At 46.7% G+C, this 18,222-nt stretch carries 14 protein-coding genes; 1 reads left to right on the top strand and 13 read right to left on the bottom strand.

Going from position 1 to position 18,222, the window contains the following annotated elements; translation table 11 throughout:
- Window positions 1-11: 11 nt before the first annotated feature.
- The 7 genes from OO016_RS11610 to OO016_RS11580 all read right to left on the bottom strand — a co-directional run bounded on the left by OO016_RS11610 (window position 12) and on the right by OO016_RS11580 (window position 11,463).
- Window positions 12-1,202: an acetyl-CoA C-acyltransferase gene (locus OO016_RS11610; protein WP_266014080.1), complete on the bottom strand. Its 1,191-nt coding sequence runs from the start codon at window positions 1,200-1,202 to the stop codon at window positions 12-14.
- A gap of 2 nt (window positions 1,203-1,204) precedes the next feature.
- Window positions 1,205-3,610, bottom strand: coding sequence for a 3-hydroxyacyl-CoA dehydrogenase/enoyl-CoA hydratase family protein (locus tag OO016_RS11605; RefSeq protein WP_266014077.1), 2,406 nt, complete (start codon window positions 3,608-3,610; stop codon window positions 1,205-1,207).
- A 28-nt stretch (window positions 3,611-3,638) separates the two neighbouring features.
- Entirely contained in the window at window positions 3,639-4,082 is a 444-nt protein-coding gene (locus OO016_RS11600; protein WP_266014074.1) for a MarR family winged helix-turn-helix transcriptional regulator, read from the bottom strand.
- Window positions 4,083-4,171: 89 nt separating this feature from the next.
- On the bottom strand, window positions 4,172-5,941 hold the full coding sequence (locus OO016_RS11595; RefSeq protein WP_266014072.1) for an AMP-dependent synthetase/ligase: 1,770 nt from the start codon (window positions 5,939-5,941) through the stop codon (window positions 4,172-4,174).
- A 95-nt stretch (window positions 5,942-6,036) separates the two neighbouring features.
- Window positions 6,037-6,498 (bottom strand): GNAT family N-acetyltransferase, encoded by a 462-nt coding sequence (locus OO016_RS11590; protein ID WP_266014070.1) that lies wholly within the window; start codon window positions 6,496-6,498, stop codon window positions 6,037-6,039.
- Window positions 6,485-10,153, bottom strand: a complete 3,669-nt coding sequence (purL, locus tag OO016_RS11585; protein ID WP_266014067.1) for a phosphoribosylformylglycinamidine synthase — start codon at window positions 10,151-10,153, stop codon at window positions 6,485-6,487. Before purL ends, OO016_RS11590 begins: the two co-directional genes overlap by 14 nt.
- Window positions 10,154-10,251: 98 nt before the next feature.
- A complete protein-coding gene (locus tag OO016_RS11580; RefSeq protein ID WP_266014064.1) occupies window positions 10,252-11,463 on the bottom strand; it encodes an RsmB/NOP family class I SAM-dependent RNA methyltransferase in 1,212 nt (403 codons plus the stop codon).
- Window positions 11,464-11,530: 67 nt separating this feature from the next.
- Between OO016_RS11580 and OO016_RS11575 the strand changes: the two genes are divergently transcribed.
- A complete protein-coding gene (locus tag OO016_RS11575; protein ID WP_266014061.1) occupies window positions 11,531-12,559 on the top strand; it encodes a WD40/YVTN/BNR-like repeat-containing protein in 1,029 nt (342 codons plus the stop codon).
- A 69-nt stretch (window positions 12,560-12,628) separates the two neighbouring features.
- Here OO016_RS11575 and OO016_RS11570 read toward each other — a convergent pair whose 3' ends face one another.
- From OO016_RS11570 to OO016_RS11545, 6 genes are all read right to left on the bottom strand, one after another.
- A complete protein-coding gene (locus OO016_RS11570; RefSeq protein WP_266014058.1) occupies window positions 12,629-12,976 on the bottom strand; it encodes a DUF6515 family protein in 348 nt (115 codons plus the stop codon).
- A 104-nt stretch (window positions 12,977-13,080) separates the two neighbouring features.
- Complete coding sequence (locus tag OO016_RS11565; RefSeq protein WP_266014055.1) at window positions 13,081-13,533, bottom strand: hypothetical protein; 453 nt, start codon at window positions 13,531-13,533, stop codon at window positions 13,081-13,083.
- Window positions 13,526-14,041, bottom strand: coding sequence for a hypothetical protein (locus tag OO016_RS11560; RefSeq protein ID WP_266014051.1), 516 nt, complete (start codon window positions 14,039-14,041; stop codon window positions 13,526-13,528). Before OO016_RS11560 ends, OO016_RS11565 begins: the two co-directional genes overlap by 8 nt.
- 33 nt (window positions 14,042-14,074) lie before the next feature.
- On the bottom strand, window positions 14,075-14,617 hold the full coding sequence (locus OO016_RS11555) for an RNA polymerase sigma factor (RefSeq protein WP_266014048.1): 543 nt from the start codon (window positions 14,615-14,617) through the stop codon (window positions 14,075-14,077).
- A 55-nt stretch (window positions 14,618-14,672) separates the two neighbouring features.
- Window positions 14,673-16,496, bottom strand: coding sequence for an ABC transporter ATP-binding protein (locus OO016_RS11550; RefSeq protein ID WP_266014046.1), 1,824 nt, complete (start codon window positions 16,494-16,496; stop codon window positions 14,673-14,675).
- Window positions 16,496-18,205: a phospho-sugar mutase gene (locus tag OO016_RS11545; RefSeq protein WP_266014043.1), complete on the bottom strand. Its 1,710-nt coding sequence runs from the start codon at window positions 18,203-18,205 to the stop codon at window positions 16,496-16,498. The genes OO016_RS11550 and OO016_RS11545 overlap by 1 nt, the downstream gene beginning before the upstream one ends.
- Window positions 18,206-18,222: the final 17 nt, after the last annotated feature.

Here is an 18,222-nt window from a genome sequence, read left to right as displayed (position 1 = left end):
TTTTTGATCGATTAATTTAAAAATTCATAAATCCCTGCGGCACCCTGTCCGGTTCCCACACACATGGTAACCATGCCGTATTTTCCCCGCATGTTTCGCTTACGCATTTCATCAAACAGCTGTACCGAAAGTTTGGCCCCGGTACACCCCAGAGGGTGACCAAGGGAGATGGCCCCGCCATTTACGTTAACAATCTCCGGATTTAACTGCAATTCCCGCATCACTGCAAGGGATTGGGATGCGAAGGCTTCGTTAAGCTCAATTAACCCCACCTGATCTTGCTGCAGTCCGCCTTGTTTCAATGCCTTAGGAATAGCTTTAACAGGACCAATACCCATTATCCTGGGCTCAACCCCGGCAGCAGCATAACTAACCAGGCGCGCTACGGGTTCCAAATTTAATTCCCTGACCAGTGTTTCACTCATCACAAGTACAAATGCAGCACCATCGCTCATTTGTGATGAATTACCCGCGGTTACACTTCCGTTGGCTGCAAAAACCGGTCGTAAACGGGCCAAAGCTTCCAGGGATGTATCAGCCCTGGGACCTTCATCTGTGTCTACGGTATAAGTTTTTGTTTCCTTCTTTCCCTGGGCATTTACAAAGGTGTGCTCTACCGAAATAGGTACGATCTGATCCTTAAAACGATCATCTTTTTGTGCTTTCAGAGCCTTCATATGGGAATTATAGGCAAATTCATCCTGGTCTTCCCTTGAGACTTTGAATTGCTCTGCCACTGCTTCAGCAGTAAGTCCCATACCCCAGTAATAGTCCTCATGACCTTCTTTGGCGGTCTGATAATCAGGAGTGGGTTTGTAACCGCCCATGGGTATATAGCTCATGCTTTCTGCCCCTCCGGCTATGATGCAATCTGCCATTCCCGCCTGGATTTTGGCTGTGGCAATACCAATGGTCTCCAGTCCTGAGGCGCAGTAGCGGTTAACAGTTACACCGGGAACATCTTCAACCTCGAGTCCCATCAGGGATATTAAACGGGCCATATTAAGACCCTGTTCGGCTTCCGGCATGGCATTTCCGACGATTACATCATCGATGCGTTTCTTGTCCAGTTGCGGAACTTCCTGCATCATATGTGCAATGGTTTCCGCGGCCAGTTCGTCCGGCCTTTTGAATCGGAACAGGCCTTTAGGGGCCTTCCCCACGGCAGTTCTGTATGCTTTTACGATATAGGCTGTATTCATGATTAGTTTCTTAAAGGTTTACCAGTTTTCAGCATATGCTGGATGCGTTCCAGGGTTTTTCTTTCTGTGCAGAGCGACAGGAAAGCTTCTCGCTCAATGTCCAGCAGGTACTGTTCGCTTACGTATGAACTTTCGGAAAGATCCCCTCCTGCCATTACGTAGGCCAGTTTATCGGCGATCTTTTTGTCGTGTTCTGATATATAATGTGCAGCTTCCATGGAGTCTGTCCCTACAAGGAACATCCCAAGGGCCTGTTTTCCCAGGACTTTTACATCTTTACGACGTACCGGTTGTGTATAGCCCGATTCTGCCATTAGTTTTGCATATGCCTTGGCAGTGGCAATTTGCCGGTCTTTATTCACTACCACAACGTCCTTGCCCTTCTGCAAAATACCAAGGTCATAGGCTTCGTAAGCTGATGTTGACACTTTGGCCATGCCAATGGTAAGGAAGTATTCCTGTAATACATTGAGTTCAACATCATTCTTGCGGAAGCTGTCCGATGCGCGCAGTGCCATTTCCTTGGAACCGCCGCCACCGGGGATTACACCAACACCAAATTCAACCAGTCCGATGTAGGTTTCCGCAGCGGCTACTACCTTATCGGCATGCAGGGATAATTCGCACCCCCCTCCAAGGCACATGCCATGCGGAGCAGCAATGGTAGGGATAGCTGAATAGCGCATGCGCATCATGGTGTCCTGAAACATCTTGATAGCCATGTTGAGTTCGTCGTATTCCTGCTCAACGGCCAGCATAAATATCATACCGATATTGGCCCCGACCGAGAAGTTAGCAGCCTGGTTCCCGATCACCAGCCCCTGGAAGTCTTTTTCAGCCAGGTCAATGGCTTTGTTGAGGCCAGCGATTACATCTCCGCCAATAGTATTCATTTTCGACTGGAATTCACAGTTCAGGATACCATCACCCAGGTCTTCTATAACCACACCACTGTTTTTGAATACCTCATTGGACTTGCGGATATTGTCCAGAATAATGAAGGCATCCTGTCCGGGTTTTTTAACCTGTTCTTTCCTGGGAATGTCATAATAATAGGTTGCCCCATCCTTGACGGTATAAAAAGAAGTTTCACCGCCACCTTTCAGATCATTTATCCAGGCCGCAGGTTCCTGTCCGGCTTCTTCAATCAGCGCCAATCCCTTATCCAGACCAATCGCGTCCCATATTTGAAACGGACCGTGCTCCCAGCCAAAGCCGGCTTTCATAGCGTCATCAATCTTGTAGAGTTCGTCCGTGATCTCCGGTATGCGGTGGGAAACATAAGCAAACAAAGCACCAAAACTCCTCCGGTAAAATTCGCCGGCCTTGTCTTTGCCACCAATCAGCACTGGGAAGCGCTCAATTACCTTGTCGATAGGTTTGGTGAGCTCCAGGCTGGCAAAGTTTGCACGCTTCTTAGACCGGTATTCCAGTGTATCCAGATCCAGGCTCAGGATCTCGCTTTTCCCTTTATCTCCCTTGACCTTTTTGTAAAAACCCTGACCGGTTTTACTTCCCAGCCAATTATTGTCTGACATGGTTTTTATGAAATCCGGTAATTGGAACAACTCATGCCGCTCATCTTTCGGGCAATTTTCACCGATCCCGTTTGCCACGTGGATCAGGGTATCCAGCCCTACCACATCCACTGTTCGGAATGTAGCAGATTTGGGCCTTCCGATTACGGGTCCTGTGAGTTTATCAACTTCCTCAACGGTGAGACCCATTTCCTTAACCGCATGGAAAAGGCTCATTATACTGAAAATCCCGATCCTGTTGCCGATAAATGCCGGAGTATCCTTAGCCACTACGGCTGTTTTGCCCAGAAATTTCTCCCCGTAGGTATTCAGGAAAGAAAGTACTTCCGGACGGGTTTTAGGACCTGGGATGATCTCAAAAAGCTTCAGGTACCTGGGTGGGTTAAAAAAGTGCGTGCCACAGAAATTCTCCTGAAAATCATCGGATCGCCCCTCACTCATAAATGCAATGGGGATACCCGAGGTATTTGAAGTAATCAGGGTTCCCGGTTTGCGGTATTTTTCAATTTGTTCAAATACCTGTTTTTTGATATCCAGTCGTTCCACAACTACTTCAATGATCCAATCTACCTCAGCAATTTTAGGCAGGTCATCCTCCAGGTTACCTGTGGTGATCCTGCTGGCAAATTTGGAGTGGTAAATAGGTGAGGGCTTTGATTTAAGAGACTTGGCCAGGGCTTCGTTGACCAGCCTGTTACGTACAACGGCATCTTCGAGGGTTAACCCTTTTTTCGCCTCTTTGTCGTTCAACTCCCTGGGGATTATATCGAGCAGGAGTACTTCCACGCCGATATTCGCAAAATGACAGGCAATGCCACTTCCCATGATTCCGGAGCCGATTACAGCTACTTTTTTGATGTGTTTCTTCATATATGGTTTTGGCTTAGCGCTATTGTTTTTATGTATCCTGTAAATAAATCTTCTTTTCTGATATCAGGTGATTGATGACATCCACTACCTCAAAAAAATGATCCAGTTTGTCCTGGCTAACATGTTCTCTTACCGTATTGTTGAACTGGAGCACTACGGCTTTGGAGTCTTCGCGTTTTTCAAGGCCAAATGGAGTGAGGTGGATCAATACCCCGCGACCGTCATTGGGATTCGGGCGTCTTTCTATAAGCCCTCTTTCCTCCATACTCTTTAAAATCCTCGAAAGGCTGGTGGCTTCCATCCCCATTTTAGGTCCCAGGGATGTAGATGGGGTCCCTGTTTTGGGATCTATGCTCAACAAGGTAAACCCAACCGCCATTGTAGCCTCGAATTTCTTGGCTTCTTCATTGTACATACGGGCAACTGCCTGCCATGTGGCACGGAGAGCATAATCAATGGTAATATCCTTCATGGGAGACGCTTAGGTTCCCAAAGATAGAAAAAATTTATTATGCATGCATAATAAATTAGATGAAAGTACGAAGAAATTACGGATGGAATTTAATATCCGTATATATCGTTGTAGAGGTCGATATATTTTTCCTTAATGATCTTTCTTCTGAGTTTCATAGTGGGTGTAAGATGTCCGTCATCTACCGTCCATACTTCCGGGGTAAGCCGAAACTGCTTGATCTTTTCCCACTTGGCAAAACTTTCATTGGCTTGGTCAACTTCTTTCTGGAAACGGTCTAAAATCCGTTTATCAGCAACTATATCCGAGTTTTCGCCAAAGGTAATATTATGGCGTTTTGCCCATTCGTACAGGAATTCATAATTGGGCTGTATAAGTGCAGCCGGCATTTTTTCACCCTCGCCTACAACCATGATCTGTTCAATGAAACGGGATTGCTTGAATCGGTTTTCCAGTAACTGCGGGGCCACGTATTTCCCTCCGGAGGTTTTGAACATTTCCTTTTTACGGTCAGTTATCTTAAGGAATCCATCGGCATCAATCTCGCCAATATCGCCCGTATGAAAATACCCGTTCTTAATAACTTCGGCAGTCTTTTCGGGGTCCTTGTAGTAACCCATCATTACATTGGGGCCTTTGCAGAGGATCTCCCCGTCATCGGCTATCTTCACTTCCACATCGTCAATAACGCGTCCCACACAACCGATTTTCCATCCGGCATTGCGCTGGTCGCTAACGGAAATAACCGGTGAGGTTTCGGTAAGGCCATATCCTTCCATAACTGGCATCCCTGCTGCACCAAAAACACGGGCCAGCCGGGGCTGTAATGCAGCACTACCTGATACCATAACCTCCAGGTTCCCACCCAGGGCTTCCTTCCACTTCACGAATATCAGTTTACGGGCCAGGCCGAGTTTCTTTTCATACCACCAGCCATTGGCCTGATAGGGCTCAAATTTCAACCCCAGTTCCACCGCCCAGAAGAACAATTTCTTTTTCAAGCCGGTAAGCTCAGCACCTTTGGCTATGATCTTGTCGTACAACTTTTCCAGCAGACGGGGAACAACACTCATGGTGTTCGGGTTAACTTCCTTTAGGTTGTCGCCTATTTTATCCAGGCCTTCCGCGAAGTAGACCGAAATGCCGCAATACATATAGATATATAAGATGATGCGTTCAAAGATGTGGCAGATAGGCAGGAAACTAAGGGCAGTAGCTCCATATTCGAATGGTACCCGTTTTTTGCTTGCCAGGGTGTTAGAAACGATATTCCAGTGAGATAGCATTACCCCTTTGGGCCTGCCGGTTGTTCCTGAAGTGTAGATAAGGGTAGCAAGGTCCTCCGGTTTTACAGCATCCTTGCGTTGTTCCACCTCATCCTGGTTACTTGCATCGGCTCCTAATTCCAGCAGTTCCGACCAGTGTTTGCAATCGCCTAGTTCATCAAAGGAATAGACTTCAATTACCGTACTGATCTGGTTCCGGATGGCCTTTATTTTTTCGAATACCTCCGCGCAGGATACAAAGACATATTTGGCTTCTGAATGGTTCAGGATGTATGCATAATCCTCCTCCGAAATGGTGGGGTAAATAGGCACATTCTGGGCACCTACCTGCAACACCCCTATATCCATTATATTCCACTCGGTGCGGTTAGTCATGGAGATCACCCCAATTTTATCATTGGCCTTTACACCCAATCTCAGTAAGGCCCGACTAATGGCATTGGACTTATCCAAAAATTCCCTGCTGGATGTGGCAACCCATTCACCATTGTACTTGGTGACCAGGGCTTTTTCGAGATTGTAAGTTTCCAGCTGATAATAAGCGAAGTCGAATAAACGGGTAATATTCTCCATAAAAAGATTCTGAACAGTTATTGCAAAATAGGAAAAGACTGGCTGAATTTAAAATATCCGGCTTCTTTTGGTTCAGGAAGCTAGGCTGCCACCCGTTATAAATGGAGTTTCATCCCCTCGTGCGATGCACGGAAACCAAGATCTTCATAAAACTTTATGGCCTCGGAGCGGTTTTTATCTGTTGTGAGCTGCACAACATGGGCCCCTTTTTCCCGTGCACGTTCAATACACCATTTAAAAACGAGCTTTCCAATGCCTTTTCCTCTGTAATCCTTATGGATCCTGACGGCCTCAATCTGGGCGCGGGTACCCCCTCGATAAGTCAGGTATGGAATCAAAGAAAGCTGCAGCGTGCCAATTACCCTACCCTCATCATTTATTACAACCATCAATTCCTGGTTGGGGTCAGTGGAAATTCTTGAAAAAGCCTCATAATAGGCTTTCGGAAGCGGGTCCCGGAAGTCCTCGCGGGTACTTCCCAGTTTATCATCCGCAAGCATGGAGACTATTTCGGATACATCTTTCTTCCTGGCAGGACGAATCTTAACTTCTTCCATGGTTGAGAATCCAGTTTCGCGCATTTATAAAGGCCTCAATCCAGGGTGAGATCTGGTCATTCCGGTCTTTCGGATAATGCGCCCAGTTCCATGGGAAAATGGAACGTTCTATATGCGGCATGGTTACCATATGCCTTCCTGAAGGATCACAAAGCATTGCTGTATTGTAATCACTTCCATTTGGGTTCGCAGGATAAGCTTCATAGCCATATTTACCAACAATATCATAGTTTTCTTCGCTCAGCGGCAGGCTGAATTTCCCTTCGCCATGAGAAATCCATACGCCCAGGGTGGTGCCTGCAAGACTGGATAACATTACAGAATTATTGGGCTGGATGGTAACCGAGGTAAAACTACTTTCATGTTTGTGGGAATCATTAAAGGTCATACGGCCGTGCTCAGGATGATTGGGATTAATAAGGTCCAGCTCCATAAAAAGCTGACAACCATTGCAGATGCCCACGCTCAGGGTGTCTTCCCTGTCGAAGAAATTCCTGAGGGCCGTGCGCGCTTTTTCATTGTACTTGAATGCACCCGCCCATCCTTTGGCACTACCCAGTACGTCTGAATTTGAAAATCCACCCACAGCACCAATAAACTGTATATCCTCCAGGGTTTCCCTTCCAGTAATAAGATCGGTCATATGTACATCCTTAACCTCAAAGCCTGCCAGGTACAGGGCATGGGCCATTTCCCTTTCAGAATTGCTTCCTTTTTCCCTCAGTATTGCAGCCTTGGGTTTTGGATTATTCTCCCATGAATTCAATTTACCATTGAAATTCACTGGAAAAACATAGTCCAGCGGCTGATTGGAATAATTTTCAAAACGGTCTTTGGCCAGGCCATTGGCGGTCTGTTTGGTATCCAGCAGATATGACGTCCTGTACCAGTATTCTCGGAGTTCCGGGATGTCCAGGCTAAATGTGTCATCGTAATTGGTAATATCCATTCTGGATACTTCCATAATACTTCCAATTCGGAAATAAGACAGTCCGGCTTCTTTCAAAAGCTGTTCCACACTATCGTCTTTCGCCTGGAACACTATGCCTGTGTTTTCCGCAAAAAGCAGTTTTACAGAATCTTTTTCTCCCAGGGCACTCAGGTCTAATTTGGCTCCCAAATCCAGGTCTGCAAAACACATCTCCAGTAAGGTGGTGATTAGTCCGCCTGAGGCCACATCGTGACCAGCAAGTATGAGGTTCCTTGCTATTAGTTCCTGAATTGTGTTGAACGCTGTTTTTACATAGGCCGCATCCTTTACAGAAGGTGCTTCGCTACCTACTTTATTTCTGACCTGATTAAAGGAAGAACCTCCCAGTTTAAAATTGTCCTGTGACCAGTTGAGGTAATAAATTGCCCCTCCATTTTTCTGGAGCACCGGCTCTACTGTTTTAGTCAGGTCCTCACACTGCCCGGCGGCAGAAATAATTACCGTACCTGGCGCAATGACTTCCCCATCAGGATATTTTTGTTTCATGCTCAGGGAGTCCTTTCCTGTAGGAACGTTGATGCCGAGCTCAATTGAAAACTCGGAGACCGCCTGTACGGCTTCATAAAGACGGGCGTCTTCCCCAGGATTTTTACAAGGCCACATCCAGTTTGCTGAAAGGGAAACAGCCTTTAGCCGGTCTGCAAGTGGGGCCCAGACAATGTTGGTCAGCGCTTCGGTTATGCTGTTTCGGCTGCCGGCCACAGGATCGATCAAGCCGGAAACTGGGGAATGCCCAATAGATGTGGCTATACCGGCTTTTCCTTTGAAATCCAAGGCCATAACCCCACAATTATTCAAGGGCAGCTGCAGTGGTCCCGCACATTGTTGCGTGGCCACGCGTCCACCAACACATCGATCTACTTTGTTGGTCAGCCAGTCTTTACAGGCCACGGCTTCCAGCTGTAACACCTGTGTCAGGTAAGTTTTAAAATCGGCAACCTGATATGCTGGATCTTCATAGGTCCGGGCAACCGATTTATCATTCATTATAGTTTGGGGAGAGCTGCCAAACATGTCGCTCAGTTCGAGGTCCATGGGTTTTTCTCCTCTTTTGGCCGATTCAAAGGTGAAGCGGTGGTCACCAGTTACTTCACCAACTTCATACATGGGGGAACGTTCCCGTGCTGCTACCCTTTTAAGCAGTTCCATATCAGCCGTGCCCATAACCAGCCCCATCCTTTCCTGGGATTCATTTCCGATAATTTCTTTGGACGATAGGGTAGGATCACCAATGGGCAATTGATCCATATCGATATACCCTCCGGTTTCCTCCACCAGTTCTGACAGACAATTCAAATGCCCCCCGGCGCCATGGTCGTGAATAGAAACAATGGGATTATGGTCCAACTCCACAAGCCCCCTGATGGCGTTGGCTGCCCGTTTTTGCATTTCAGGATTTGATCGCTGAACGGCGTTTAATTCAATAGCAGTGCTGAAGGCACCAGTATCAGCACTGGATACCGCTGCGCCTCCCATTCCTATCCGGTAATTATCCCCGCCAAGGATTACAATTTTATCCCCTTTTTCGGGTGTGTCCTTCAGGGCCTGGCTGGCCTTTCCGTAGCCAATACCACCGGCTAGCATAATCACCTTGTCGTAACCCAGTCTCCTCCCGTGCTCTTCATGCTCAAAGGTGAGCAGGGAACCCGAGATCAGCGGCTGACCGAATTTGTTTCCAAAATCGGAAGCTCCATTAGATGCTTTGATGAGGATATCCATTGGGGTTTGATACAGCCATTTTCTTTCGGGCATGCCCTTTTCCCAGTGCCTGTCATCCGCAAGCCGACTATATGAAGTGATGTAAACCGCAGTTCCGGCCAGGGGTAGGGACCCTTTTCCACCGGCAAGCCTGTCCCGTATCTCTCCCCCGGACCCTGTTGCTGCACCATTGAATGGTTCTACTGTGGTCGGGAAATTATGGGTTTCGGCCTTTAAGGAGATCACAGATTCAAAAGGCTTCTCTTCATAGTAATCTGGTTTGTCTGCCGATTTGGGGGCAAACTGAACCGCTTCAGGCCCCGTAATGAATGCTACATTGTCCTTGTAAGCAGAGACGATATGGTTCGGGTTTTTTTCAGAGGTCTTTTTGATCAGTTTGAAAAGGGAAACAGGCTTTTCCTCCCCGTCTATCACAAAAGTCCCGTTAAATATCTTATGGCGACAGTGTTCGGAATTTACCTGACTGAAGCCAAATACCTCGGAATCTGTAAGCTTTCTGCCCAGGCGATTTGCCAGATCCTCCAGGTAGGTAATTTCCTCAGGGCTCAGGGCCAGACCTTCCTGCTCGTTATAAGCAGCAATATCATCCACTTCAATAATAGGCTGGGGGGTAATATGGATGTCGTAAAGATCTTGGTCTAAACGGCTGTACTTCTGGAACAACATGGGATCAAAGTCCTCAAAGTCCTCGTTTACCGCCTTGAACTCCTCTATGCGTATAATACCCGAAATCCCCATGTTCTGGGTAATCTCTGTGGCATTGGTACTCCATGGAGTGACCATGGCCGCCCTGGGTCCAACAAAAAAGGCGTCCAGTGACGCCAATTCCAGTTTGGGTTCGTTCCCGAATAACCAGTTTAATTTTTCAGTATCCTGTTGATACAGATTACCGGGTGCTTCTACAGCGTAAACTTTTCTGGCAATGTCTCCAAAGAAGTGAATCATGGGCCTTAAAAGGTATTTAATAAAGAAAGCTCAAATTTACATCTTTATAGGGGAAATCAGACATTGGTTTTTAAACAGTTATCCCCTGGGATTGTTGATTACTTTCGACGGAGGCGGGCCATATAGAAACCGTCGAAACCATCATCCGCCGGGGAACAGTGCTTCTCCTCTTCGAGAACAAAACCAGACCCGGAATCCTTTTTGAGGAATTCCTGTACCTGTTCCTCATTTTCCCGGGGTAGGATAGAGCAGGTAGCATAGACTATTTTGCCTCCTGGCTTCACCATTTTGGAATAATCTTCAAGTATTTGCCTCTGGATTGCTGTAACCCGTTCCAGGAACTCCGGGTTTAACTTCCATTTGGCATCGGGATTTCGCCTGAGGACTCCCATACCGGTACAAGGGGCGTCAATCAATACACGGTCTGCGCGCTTATTCAAACGCTTGATCACTTTGGTGTTCTGGATCAACCTGGATTCCAGATTGTGTACCCCGTTTCTCCTGGCCCTCAATTTGAGTTGTTTTAGCTTGTAATCGTATATATCCAGCGCCAGCAGCTGGCCTTTGTTTTCCATGAGAGCAGCCAGATGCAGGCTTTTCCCACCCGCTCCGGCACAGGCATCTACCACTAATTGCCCGGGTTCTACCTGGAGAAAAGGAGCAACCAGTTGTGAGGATGCATCCTGGACCTCAAACCATCCTTTTTTAAATAAAGGGGTCTTAAATACATCGGTTCTTTGTTCCAGCAGCAAGGCATCCTCATATCCTTTTAGTCGGGTGGTCGGAATCTTCAGGGCCGATAATTCCTTCTGAAGTGCATCCAGATCTGTTTTCAGGCGGTTAACCCTGAGTACCACGGCTGCCTGCTGGTTCAGGGCTGCTAATTCCCTGGACCACCTTTCTTTTCCCAAAGACTGAACACCCAGTTCGTCCAGCCAGTCGGGTACAGCTTCCCTGAACTTTCTGATTTTGGCCAGCTCGTCGAATTTCCCTTTTATTCTACGGGCAGGGGTGTTTTTGAATTGCTCCCATTCCGGAAGGGGAATACCCCTAAGGGTAATCCAGACGCCAATGATACGGAAGAGGTCTGCTCTTGAAAATGGTGTTTTAACTTCTGCTATTTCCTGGTAAAGGCGTTTGTAGCGCACTATTTCATAGGTGGTCTCCGCTATAAAACCTCTGTCGCGTGAACCCCATCTTTTGTCGCGTCTAAGGACCTTTTCCACTACCTTATCCGCGTACTCCCCCTGGTTGAATATCATATTCAGGGCATCAATCACAGCAAATACCAGGTTTCGGTGTAAGCGCATAGCGGAAAATTATCGGACAAAGGTATCGCTTTCCTGTATAACAAGTACATTTGATAAATTTCAAATCATGCGAATAACCGTCATCCTATTGGTATTTATGTTCTTGTCATGCGCAGACCGCTCTGCAACAACCAGGGAATTCTCTGAAGTGGAGGTAGATCTGCTCTACCAGGATTCCATCAGTATTCGGGCGATCGAGATCATGGGAGGTAGCCTGGCGTTTGCTGCTAACAAGGGTGTTTTTGGCAGTGTTGATTTACGCACAGGGAAAGTTAGGACAGCCGTACAGGCCTATGACAGTATACTTCCGGAATTCCGTGCTATAGCCCATACATCCACTGATTTTTTCATGCTTTCGGCCGGTAATCCGGCCTTGTTGTATAAAACTGGTGACAAGGGTAGTATGGAATTGGTCTATACCGAATCCGGTGAGGGTGTTTTTTACGATGCCATGGCCTTTTGGGATGATCAGGAAGGCATAGCATTAGGGGATAGCAGGGAAGGCTGCCTGTCTGTACTGGTCACAAGGGATGGCGGACAACACTGGGAAAAAATACCTTGCAGGGAACTGCCTGAGTCGCCTGAAGGAGAAGGGGCCTTTGCTGCCAGTAACACCAATATTTCGATTATTGGGGATGAGGCCTGGATCGCTACAACCGAGGCCAGGGTTTTCCATACTTCAGATCGGGGCAGGACCTGGAAAGTGATGCAAACGCCTATGGGCAGGGAAGCGGAGGCCCAGGGTATTTTCAGTATTGCTTTCTACGATTCAGAACAGGGATTTGCCATCGGAGGCGATTACACAAAACCAGAAGTTAATATTGGGAATAAGGCGGTTACAAAAAATGGAGGTAAAACCTGGGACGTTGTTTCGGATGGGGAAGATCCGGGCTACAAGAGCTGTGTGCAATATGTACCTGATTCCGGAGGAAAAGGCCTGGTAGCGGTGGGCTATACCGGTATTTCTTATTCTCCTGATTCCGGGGAAAATTGGAAAGAATTATCCACGGAATCGTTTTACACCCTGCGTTTCCATAATGATTCAACTGCATTTGCCGCCGGAAGCAATAGAATAGCACGTTTATCATTCAAATAAAAACGGGAAGGTCAAGACCTCCCCGTTTTAATCAACACGTATTCAAACAACAATCACCCTGATAGTAGCCTATACGCTAACCACGATATAACCACCTTTTCTTTTCTGGTAATACACACCGTTAAACCGGTAGTATTTCCTTCCATTGATCCTTACAACTTTCCTTCCCCTGGGCAGGGTTCTTACTACAACGCCTACAGGGGCAGCGGCAACTACATAGCGATTGCCCGAGGTTCGGTACCATATGCCTTTGGAGTAATGAAACCGCACTCCTTTATGTACATAAATTTTGGGTTTGTGAACCTTGGTTACAACCACCCCTATCTTTAACTGGGGAGCAAAGCTGTTACTGGCCTGTCCTATGGCAAAGCCAGCTAATAAGAACGTAATAACAAATAAAGATTTGAGACTTTTCATAACTTGTTTTTTTAGGATTTCTATTATTAGGACAATGCATAGGGTAAAAGGTTTAATAAAAAAGGAAGCTTTTGGGCTTCCTTTATTGCATTTGGTCGAAACTTCTATCTGTTGCCCCGCCGGCGTTGCTGGATTTCACGCAAAAGACGCTTCTTGAAATCTTCCTCGGCTTTGATCAGCAGGAAGGCTTTCTTAGCCGATATCACCTGGCTGATTTTGTCCATAAATTGCATGTTGAGCTTGTGCTTCTCCCGCTCCAGTTCCAAGGATTGCTGCAGTAAATCTGCGGCTTCCCTTTCCGAGAGGTTTTCAAAATCGATCAGTTTACTCCGGATTTCCCTTCGCTCCTGTCTTTTGAGCGCTTCCAGGTTTTGTTCATGGGCATTGTAAATGGGCCAGAAGTCCTGTGCTTCATCGGTCGTAAGGTTTAATCGCTCCGTAATAAAAGCAACCTTTAAGGTTTTTATTCGCTCCTGTGCCGGCCTTCTTTGGCCATATCCGCTTGCAAAAACAAGCATTATTATTAGCAGCGCCCCTATTTTGCTCAATTTATTCATCGTACTCAATATTTAGTTCATACAGATCTTCCACATTATCATCCAGATAATCCATAATGTTCTCTTCGTTCAACTCATTATCCAGTATGTCATTAACCTCAATTTCCTCAACCGGCAATACCTCCGCCATTTCATAGGAAGTGAGCTCCAAATCGTTATCATAGAAATAGCTCTCCAGTTCGGCGTTGGCCAGATCACTGAAGGTGAAATCATCCGTGCGCCCCAATCGCAGGCCAATGATTATTACCACAGCGGCCGCAATGGAAGCAGCTACAAAATAGTACTTTTTCCACGGTTTGAGTTTGATAACCCCGGGTTCTTCCCCAGTTGCTATCCGGGAATTCAGTTTGTCCTGCAGGCCTTCAAGATAGCCCTCCGGCACCGCAAACCCATCCTCCTCAGGCAGATCAAACGAATCCTGATAAAGACGATCCTGAAGGCGCTTGTTTAAGCCCTCAAAATATCCGTCAGGAACCCTGAATCCTTCTTTTTTATATTTCTTATCCATCGTTTAGGTTTGACTTTCAATTCGCATCATGGTTTAATCCTCCTCCAGGTAGCTTTGAATCTTTTTCACAGCCAGGTGATATGAAGCTTTAAGCCCACCTACAGAAGTATCCAGGATTTCAGAAATCTCATCGTACTTCAATTCCTGGAAATATTTCATATTAAAGATCAGCTTCTGTTTTTCCGGCAGGGTGGCAATGGCCTGTTGTAATTTCAACTGAATCTCATCACCTTCAAAATAAACATCAGATACCAGTTGATTGGCCAGCGATTCCTGCAAGGCTTCACTGCTTAGCCCCAGCTTGCGCGACTTGGTTTTCAGAAAGCTGAGGGCTTCATTGGTGGCAATCCGGTACATCCATGAATACAATTTGCTATCACCCTTGAAATTTTCAATATTGCGAAAAACCTTGATAAAGGTATTCTGCAAAACATCATCCGTGTCATCGTGATTCAGGACAATCCTCCGGATATGCCAGTACAGCCTCTCCTTATAGGCGTTTATCAGGACTTCGAAAGCCTTTGCCTGGCTTTCCCTGTCTTTTAACTGAGCTACTAAGGTTTCTTCTGCGATCAAAGCAAGCTTGTTGTGATCCTTAGACTATTGCAAGAAGCAATGGTTTAGTCGTTTTTTATCCCAAAGACTGCATTTCAACGAGTTTTTTGTACACCCCTTTGGATTTTATGAGTTCTGCATGGGTTCCCTGTTCTACCAATTTGCCTTTCTCAAGGACCACGATATTGGTGGCCTTCTGAATGGTAGAAAGGCGGTGAGCGATGACGATTGAAGTACGGTTGGCCATCATTTTTTCAAGTGCATCCTGTACAAGGCGTTCACTTTCAGTGTCCAGGGCGGAAGTAGCTTCGTCCAGGATCATAATTGGAGGATTTTTAAGTACGGCCCGGGCAATGGACAATCGCTGACGCTGACCTCCACTCAGTTTACTGCCCCCGTCACCAATATTCGTTTTATAGCCTTCCGGCAATTCTGAAATAAATTCATGGGCGTTGGCAATCTTTGCAGCAGCCATAATTTCTTCATCTGTGGCATTTGCTTTGCCGAGGCGGATATTATTTTCCACAGAATCATTAAACAGAATTGATTCCTGGGTTACCAGGCCCATCAGGTTACGCAGGTCTCCCTTGCGAATATCTCGTATATCAACGCCGTCTATGGTTATAGCCCCGCCCGTTACGTCGTAGAAGCGGGTAACCAGATTGGCAATGGTGCTCTTGCCGCTTCCGGATTGTCCTACCAGAGCGAGTGTGCTGCCTTTGGGGATTTTAAGGCTGAATTCCCTGAAAACAGGTTCCTTCTCGTATTGGAATGAGATGTTATCAAGAACGATCTCCTCAGAGAAGTCTTCTTTTACGACCGGATTCTCGGGTTCCCTGATTGGATTTTCTGCTTCGATTACCTCCAGTACCCGTTCGGCAGCGGCATTTCCTTTTCTAACGCCATAGGAAGCCTTGCTGATGGCCTTGGCGGGGGTGAGGATATTATAGGCCAGGCCCATATAGGCTATAAAGGAGGAAGCATCCAGGCTGTTTTCCACCAGCACCATTTTCCCCCCGAACCAGAGCAATACGCCAATTACCAGTATCCCAAGGAATTCCCCGGTAGGTGAGGCCAGGTTTTGCCTGTTGAGCAAACGATTGGAAAAGTGATAAAACCGTCGGGTAGAATTTTTGAAAGTCTCCGCAAACCGGGATTCAGAATTAAATGCTTTTATTACACGCAGGCCTCCCAGGGTTTCTTCTACAATGGAAAGGAACTCACCCTGTTCCTTTTGCACCCTCAGGGATTTTTTCTTGAGTGATTTGCCAATGCGGCTGATGACCATGCCCGCCAGGGGGATGAAAATAAACACGAACAGCGTTAGTTTTACGCTGATAAAGAACATGATCAGGATGGTGAAAAGTATGGTAAGCGGTTCACGGACGATAAGTTCCAGTATGGACAGGAAGGAATGTTGTATTTCCAGCACATCTGAAGTGATACGCGCAATGACGTCCCCTTTCCTTTTCTCGGTGTAGTAGGATATGGGCAATTCCACCATCTTTTCGTACATCTTGTTTCGGATGTCTTTGAGTACCCCGTTCCTCAGGAAGGTAATGAAGTACATGGCCAGGTAGTTGAAAAGATTCTTAAACAGGAATAAAACCAGGACCAGCCCAATGACCAGAACCAGGCCTTTCATCTCGTCTTCCCCTGCATAGTTGGTGATCCGGTAGTTGATGTAGTCCTGCAAAAAGGGCTTAACCTGACCAATACCTTCATATACTGGTGGACTGTATACTTTCTGAGACTGGTCAAACAGTACATCCAGCATTGGGATCAGAGCGGCAAAGGATAGAGCGCTGAACAAGGCATACAGGATGTTGAAGAATATGTTCAGAAAGCCAAATTTGCGATAGGGCAGGGCAAAGGCCAGGATTTTTCGGAAGTATCCCATTAGCCGAGGTTCAGTTCTTTGAGAATGCGTTCAATCTTTCGATCCAGTTCTGCTTCCGTTTTTTCAAAAGCGGCTTTGGAGCCTAGCCTGGTGTTCACGCTGAAATAAAACTTGATCTTGGGTTCGGTGCCGCTTGGACGGGCTGCCATTTGTGTACCATCTGCTGTTTTGTATATCAATACGTTGGATTTGGGGATATCGATGGTATGGGATTCGCCGGTTTTCAGATTCCGTGAGATCGAGCTGCTGTAGTCGTCTATGGTCACCACTTCAGACCCGTCGATGGACTTAACCGGATTTTCCCTGAAATCGACCATCATCTGGGCAATTTCCTCTGCACCTTTCATTCCTTTCTTTGTCAGTGAGATCAGTTTTTCCTTGTAAAAACCATAGGCTTCGTAGCAACTTACGAGTTCCTCAAAAAAGGAGCTCCCATCGGCTTTGGCCTGTGCTGCAATTTCACATGCCAGCAGGGTTGCTGTTACCGCATCTTTGTCACGCACAAAATCGCCCACCATAAAGCCAAAACTCTCTTCACCACCACCCAGGAAATGCTGATCCGGGAAATCCTTGATCATTTTGGCAATCCATTTAAATCCTGTAAGTGAGATTTTGCATTCCACACGGTAAACCTCAGCCATCCGGGACATCATGGGTGTGGAAACGATAGTAGATGCAACAAATTCGTTGCCCTTAAACCCTTTTTTCTTCTGTTGATCCAGTAAAAATTTGGTCATCAGGATCATGGTCTGGTTCCCGTTAAGCAACTGCAGCTTGCCCTCCCTGTTCCTCACCGCAATTCCCAGGCGGTCACTGTCGGGGTCTGTACCCACAACCATGTCGGCTCCGATTTCCTCTGCTTTTTTCATAGCAAGACTAAGTGCCTCAGGTTCTTCCGGGTTGGGGGATTTCACCGTGGGAAAATTACCATCAGGTTCGCGCTGCTCTTCCACGATGGTCACATGGGCATATCCGGCCCTTTTGAGAACTTCCGGAATAGCAGTTATGGATGTGCCGTGCAGGGAAGTAAAGACAATTTTAAATTGGTCCTTACCCTCGGCTCCAAAATTACCATTATTCACAGAAGCCGAAATAAAGGCCTCATCCACTTCCTTGTCGATCAGCTTAATGAGGTTTTTATTCGGATTGAATAATATGTCTTCAAAGGAGATGTTGTTTATCTCTGCAATAATCTCACCATCTTGTGGAGGTACAATTTGTCCGCCGTCCGTCCAGTAAACTTTATATCCATTGTATTCCGGAGGGTTGTGTGAAGCGGTAAGAACCACACCGGCGTGGCAGTTAAGGTATCGAACTGCAAAGGAAAGCTCAGGGGTGGTCCTAAGGGCCGAAAACAGGTACACCTGAATGCCGTTTGCTGAAAATACCTCGGCTACAACGCGGGCCAGTGTATCGCTGTTGTGGCGGCAATCGTAGGCAATAACCACCTTCAGCGATTCACCTGCATAAACCTTTTTGAGGTAATTGCTCAGTCCCTGGGTACTTTTTCCCAGAGTGTATTTGTTGATGCGGTTGGTGCCTACACCCATGACACCACGCATACCACCGGTACCAAATTCGAGATCGCGGTAGAAACGCTCTTTCAGACCTTCTTCATCTTGGGTGATCAGGGTTTTAACTTCATTTCGGACCTCAGGGTCGAAAAAGTCGCTTAGCCAGGAATTGGCTCTTTCCAGGATTTGCTCCATTTTATTTCAGGCAGGTA

The sequence above is a fragment of the Lentiprolixibacter aurantiacus genome, assembly GCF_026241225.1.
Taxonomy (GTDB): Bacteria; Bacteroidota; Bacteroidia; order Flavobacteriales; family Flavobacteriaceae; genus Lentiprolixibacter; species Lentiprolixibacter aurantiacus.
This window is presented reverse-complemented; position numbering and strand designations above follow the sequence as displayed.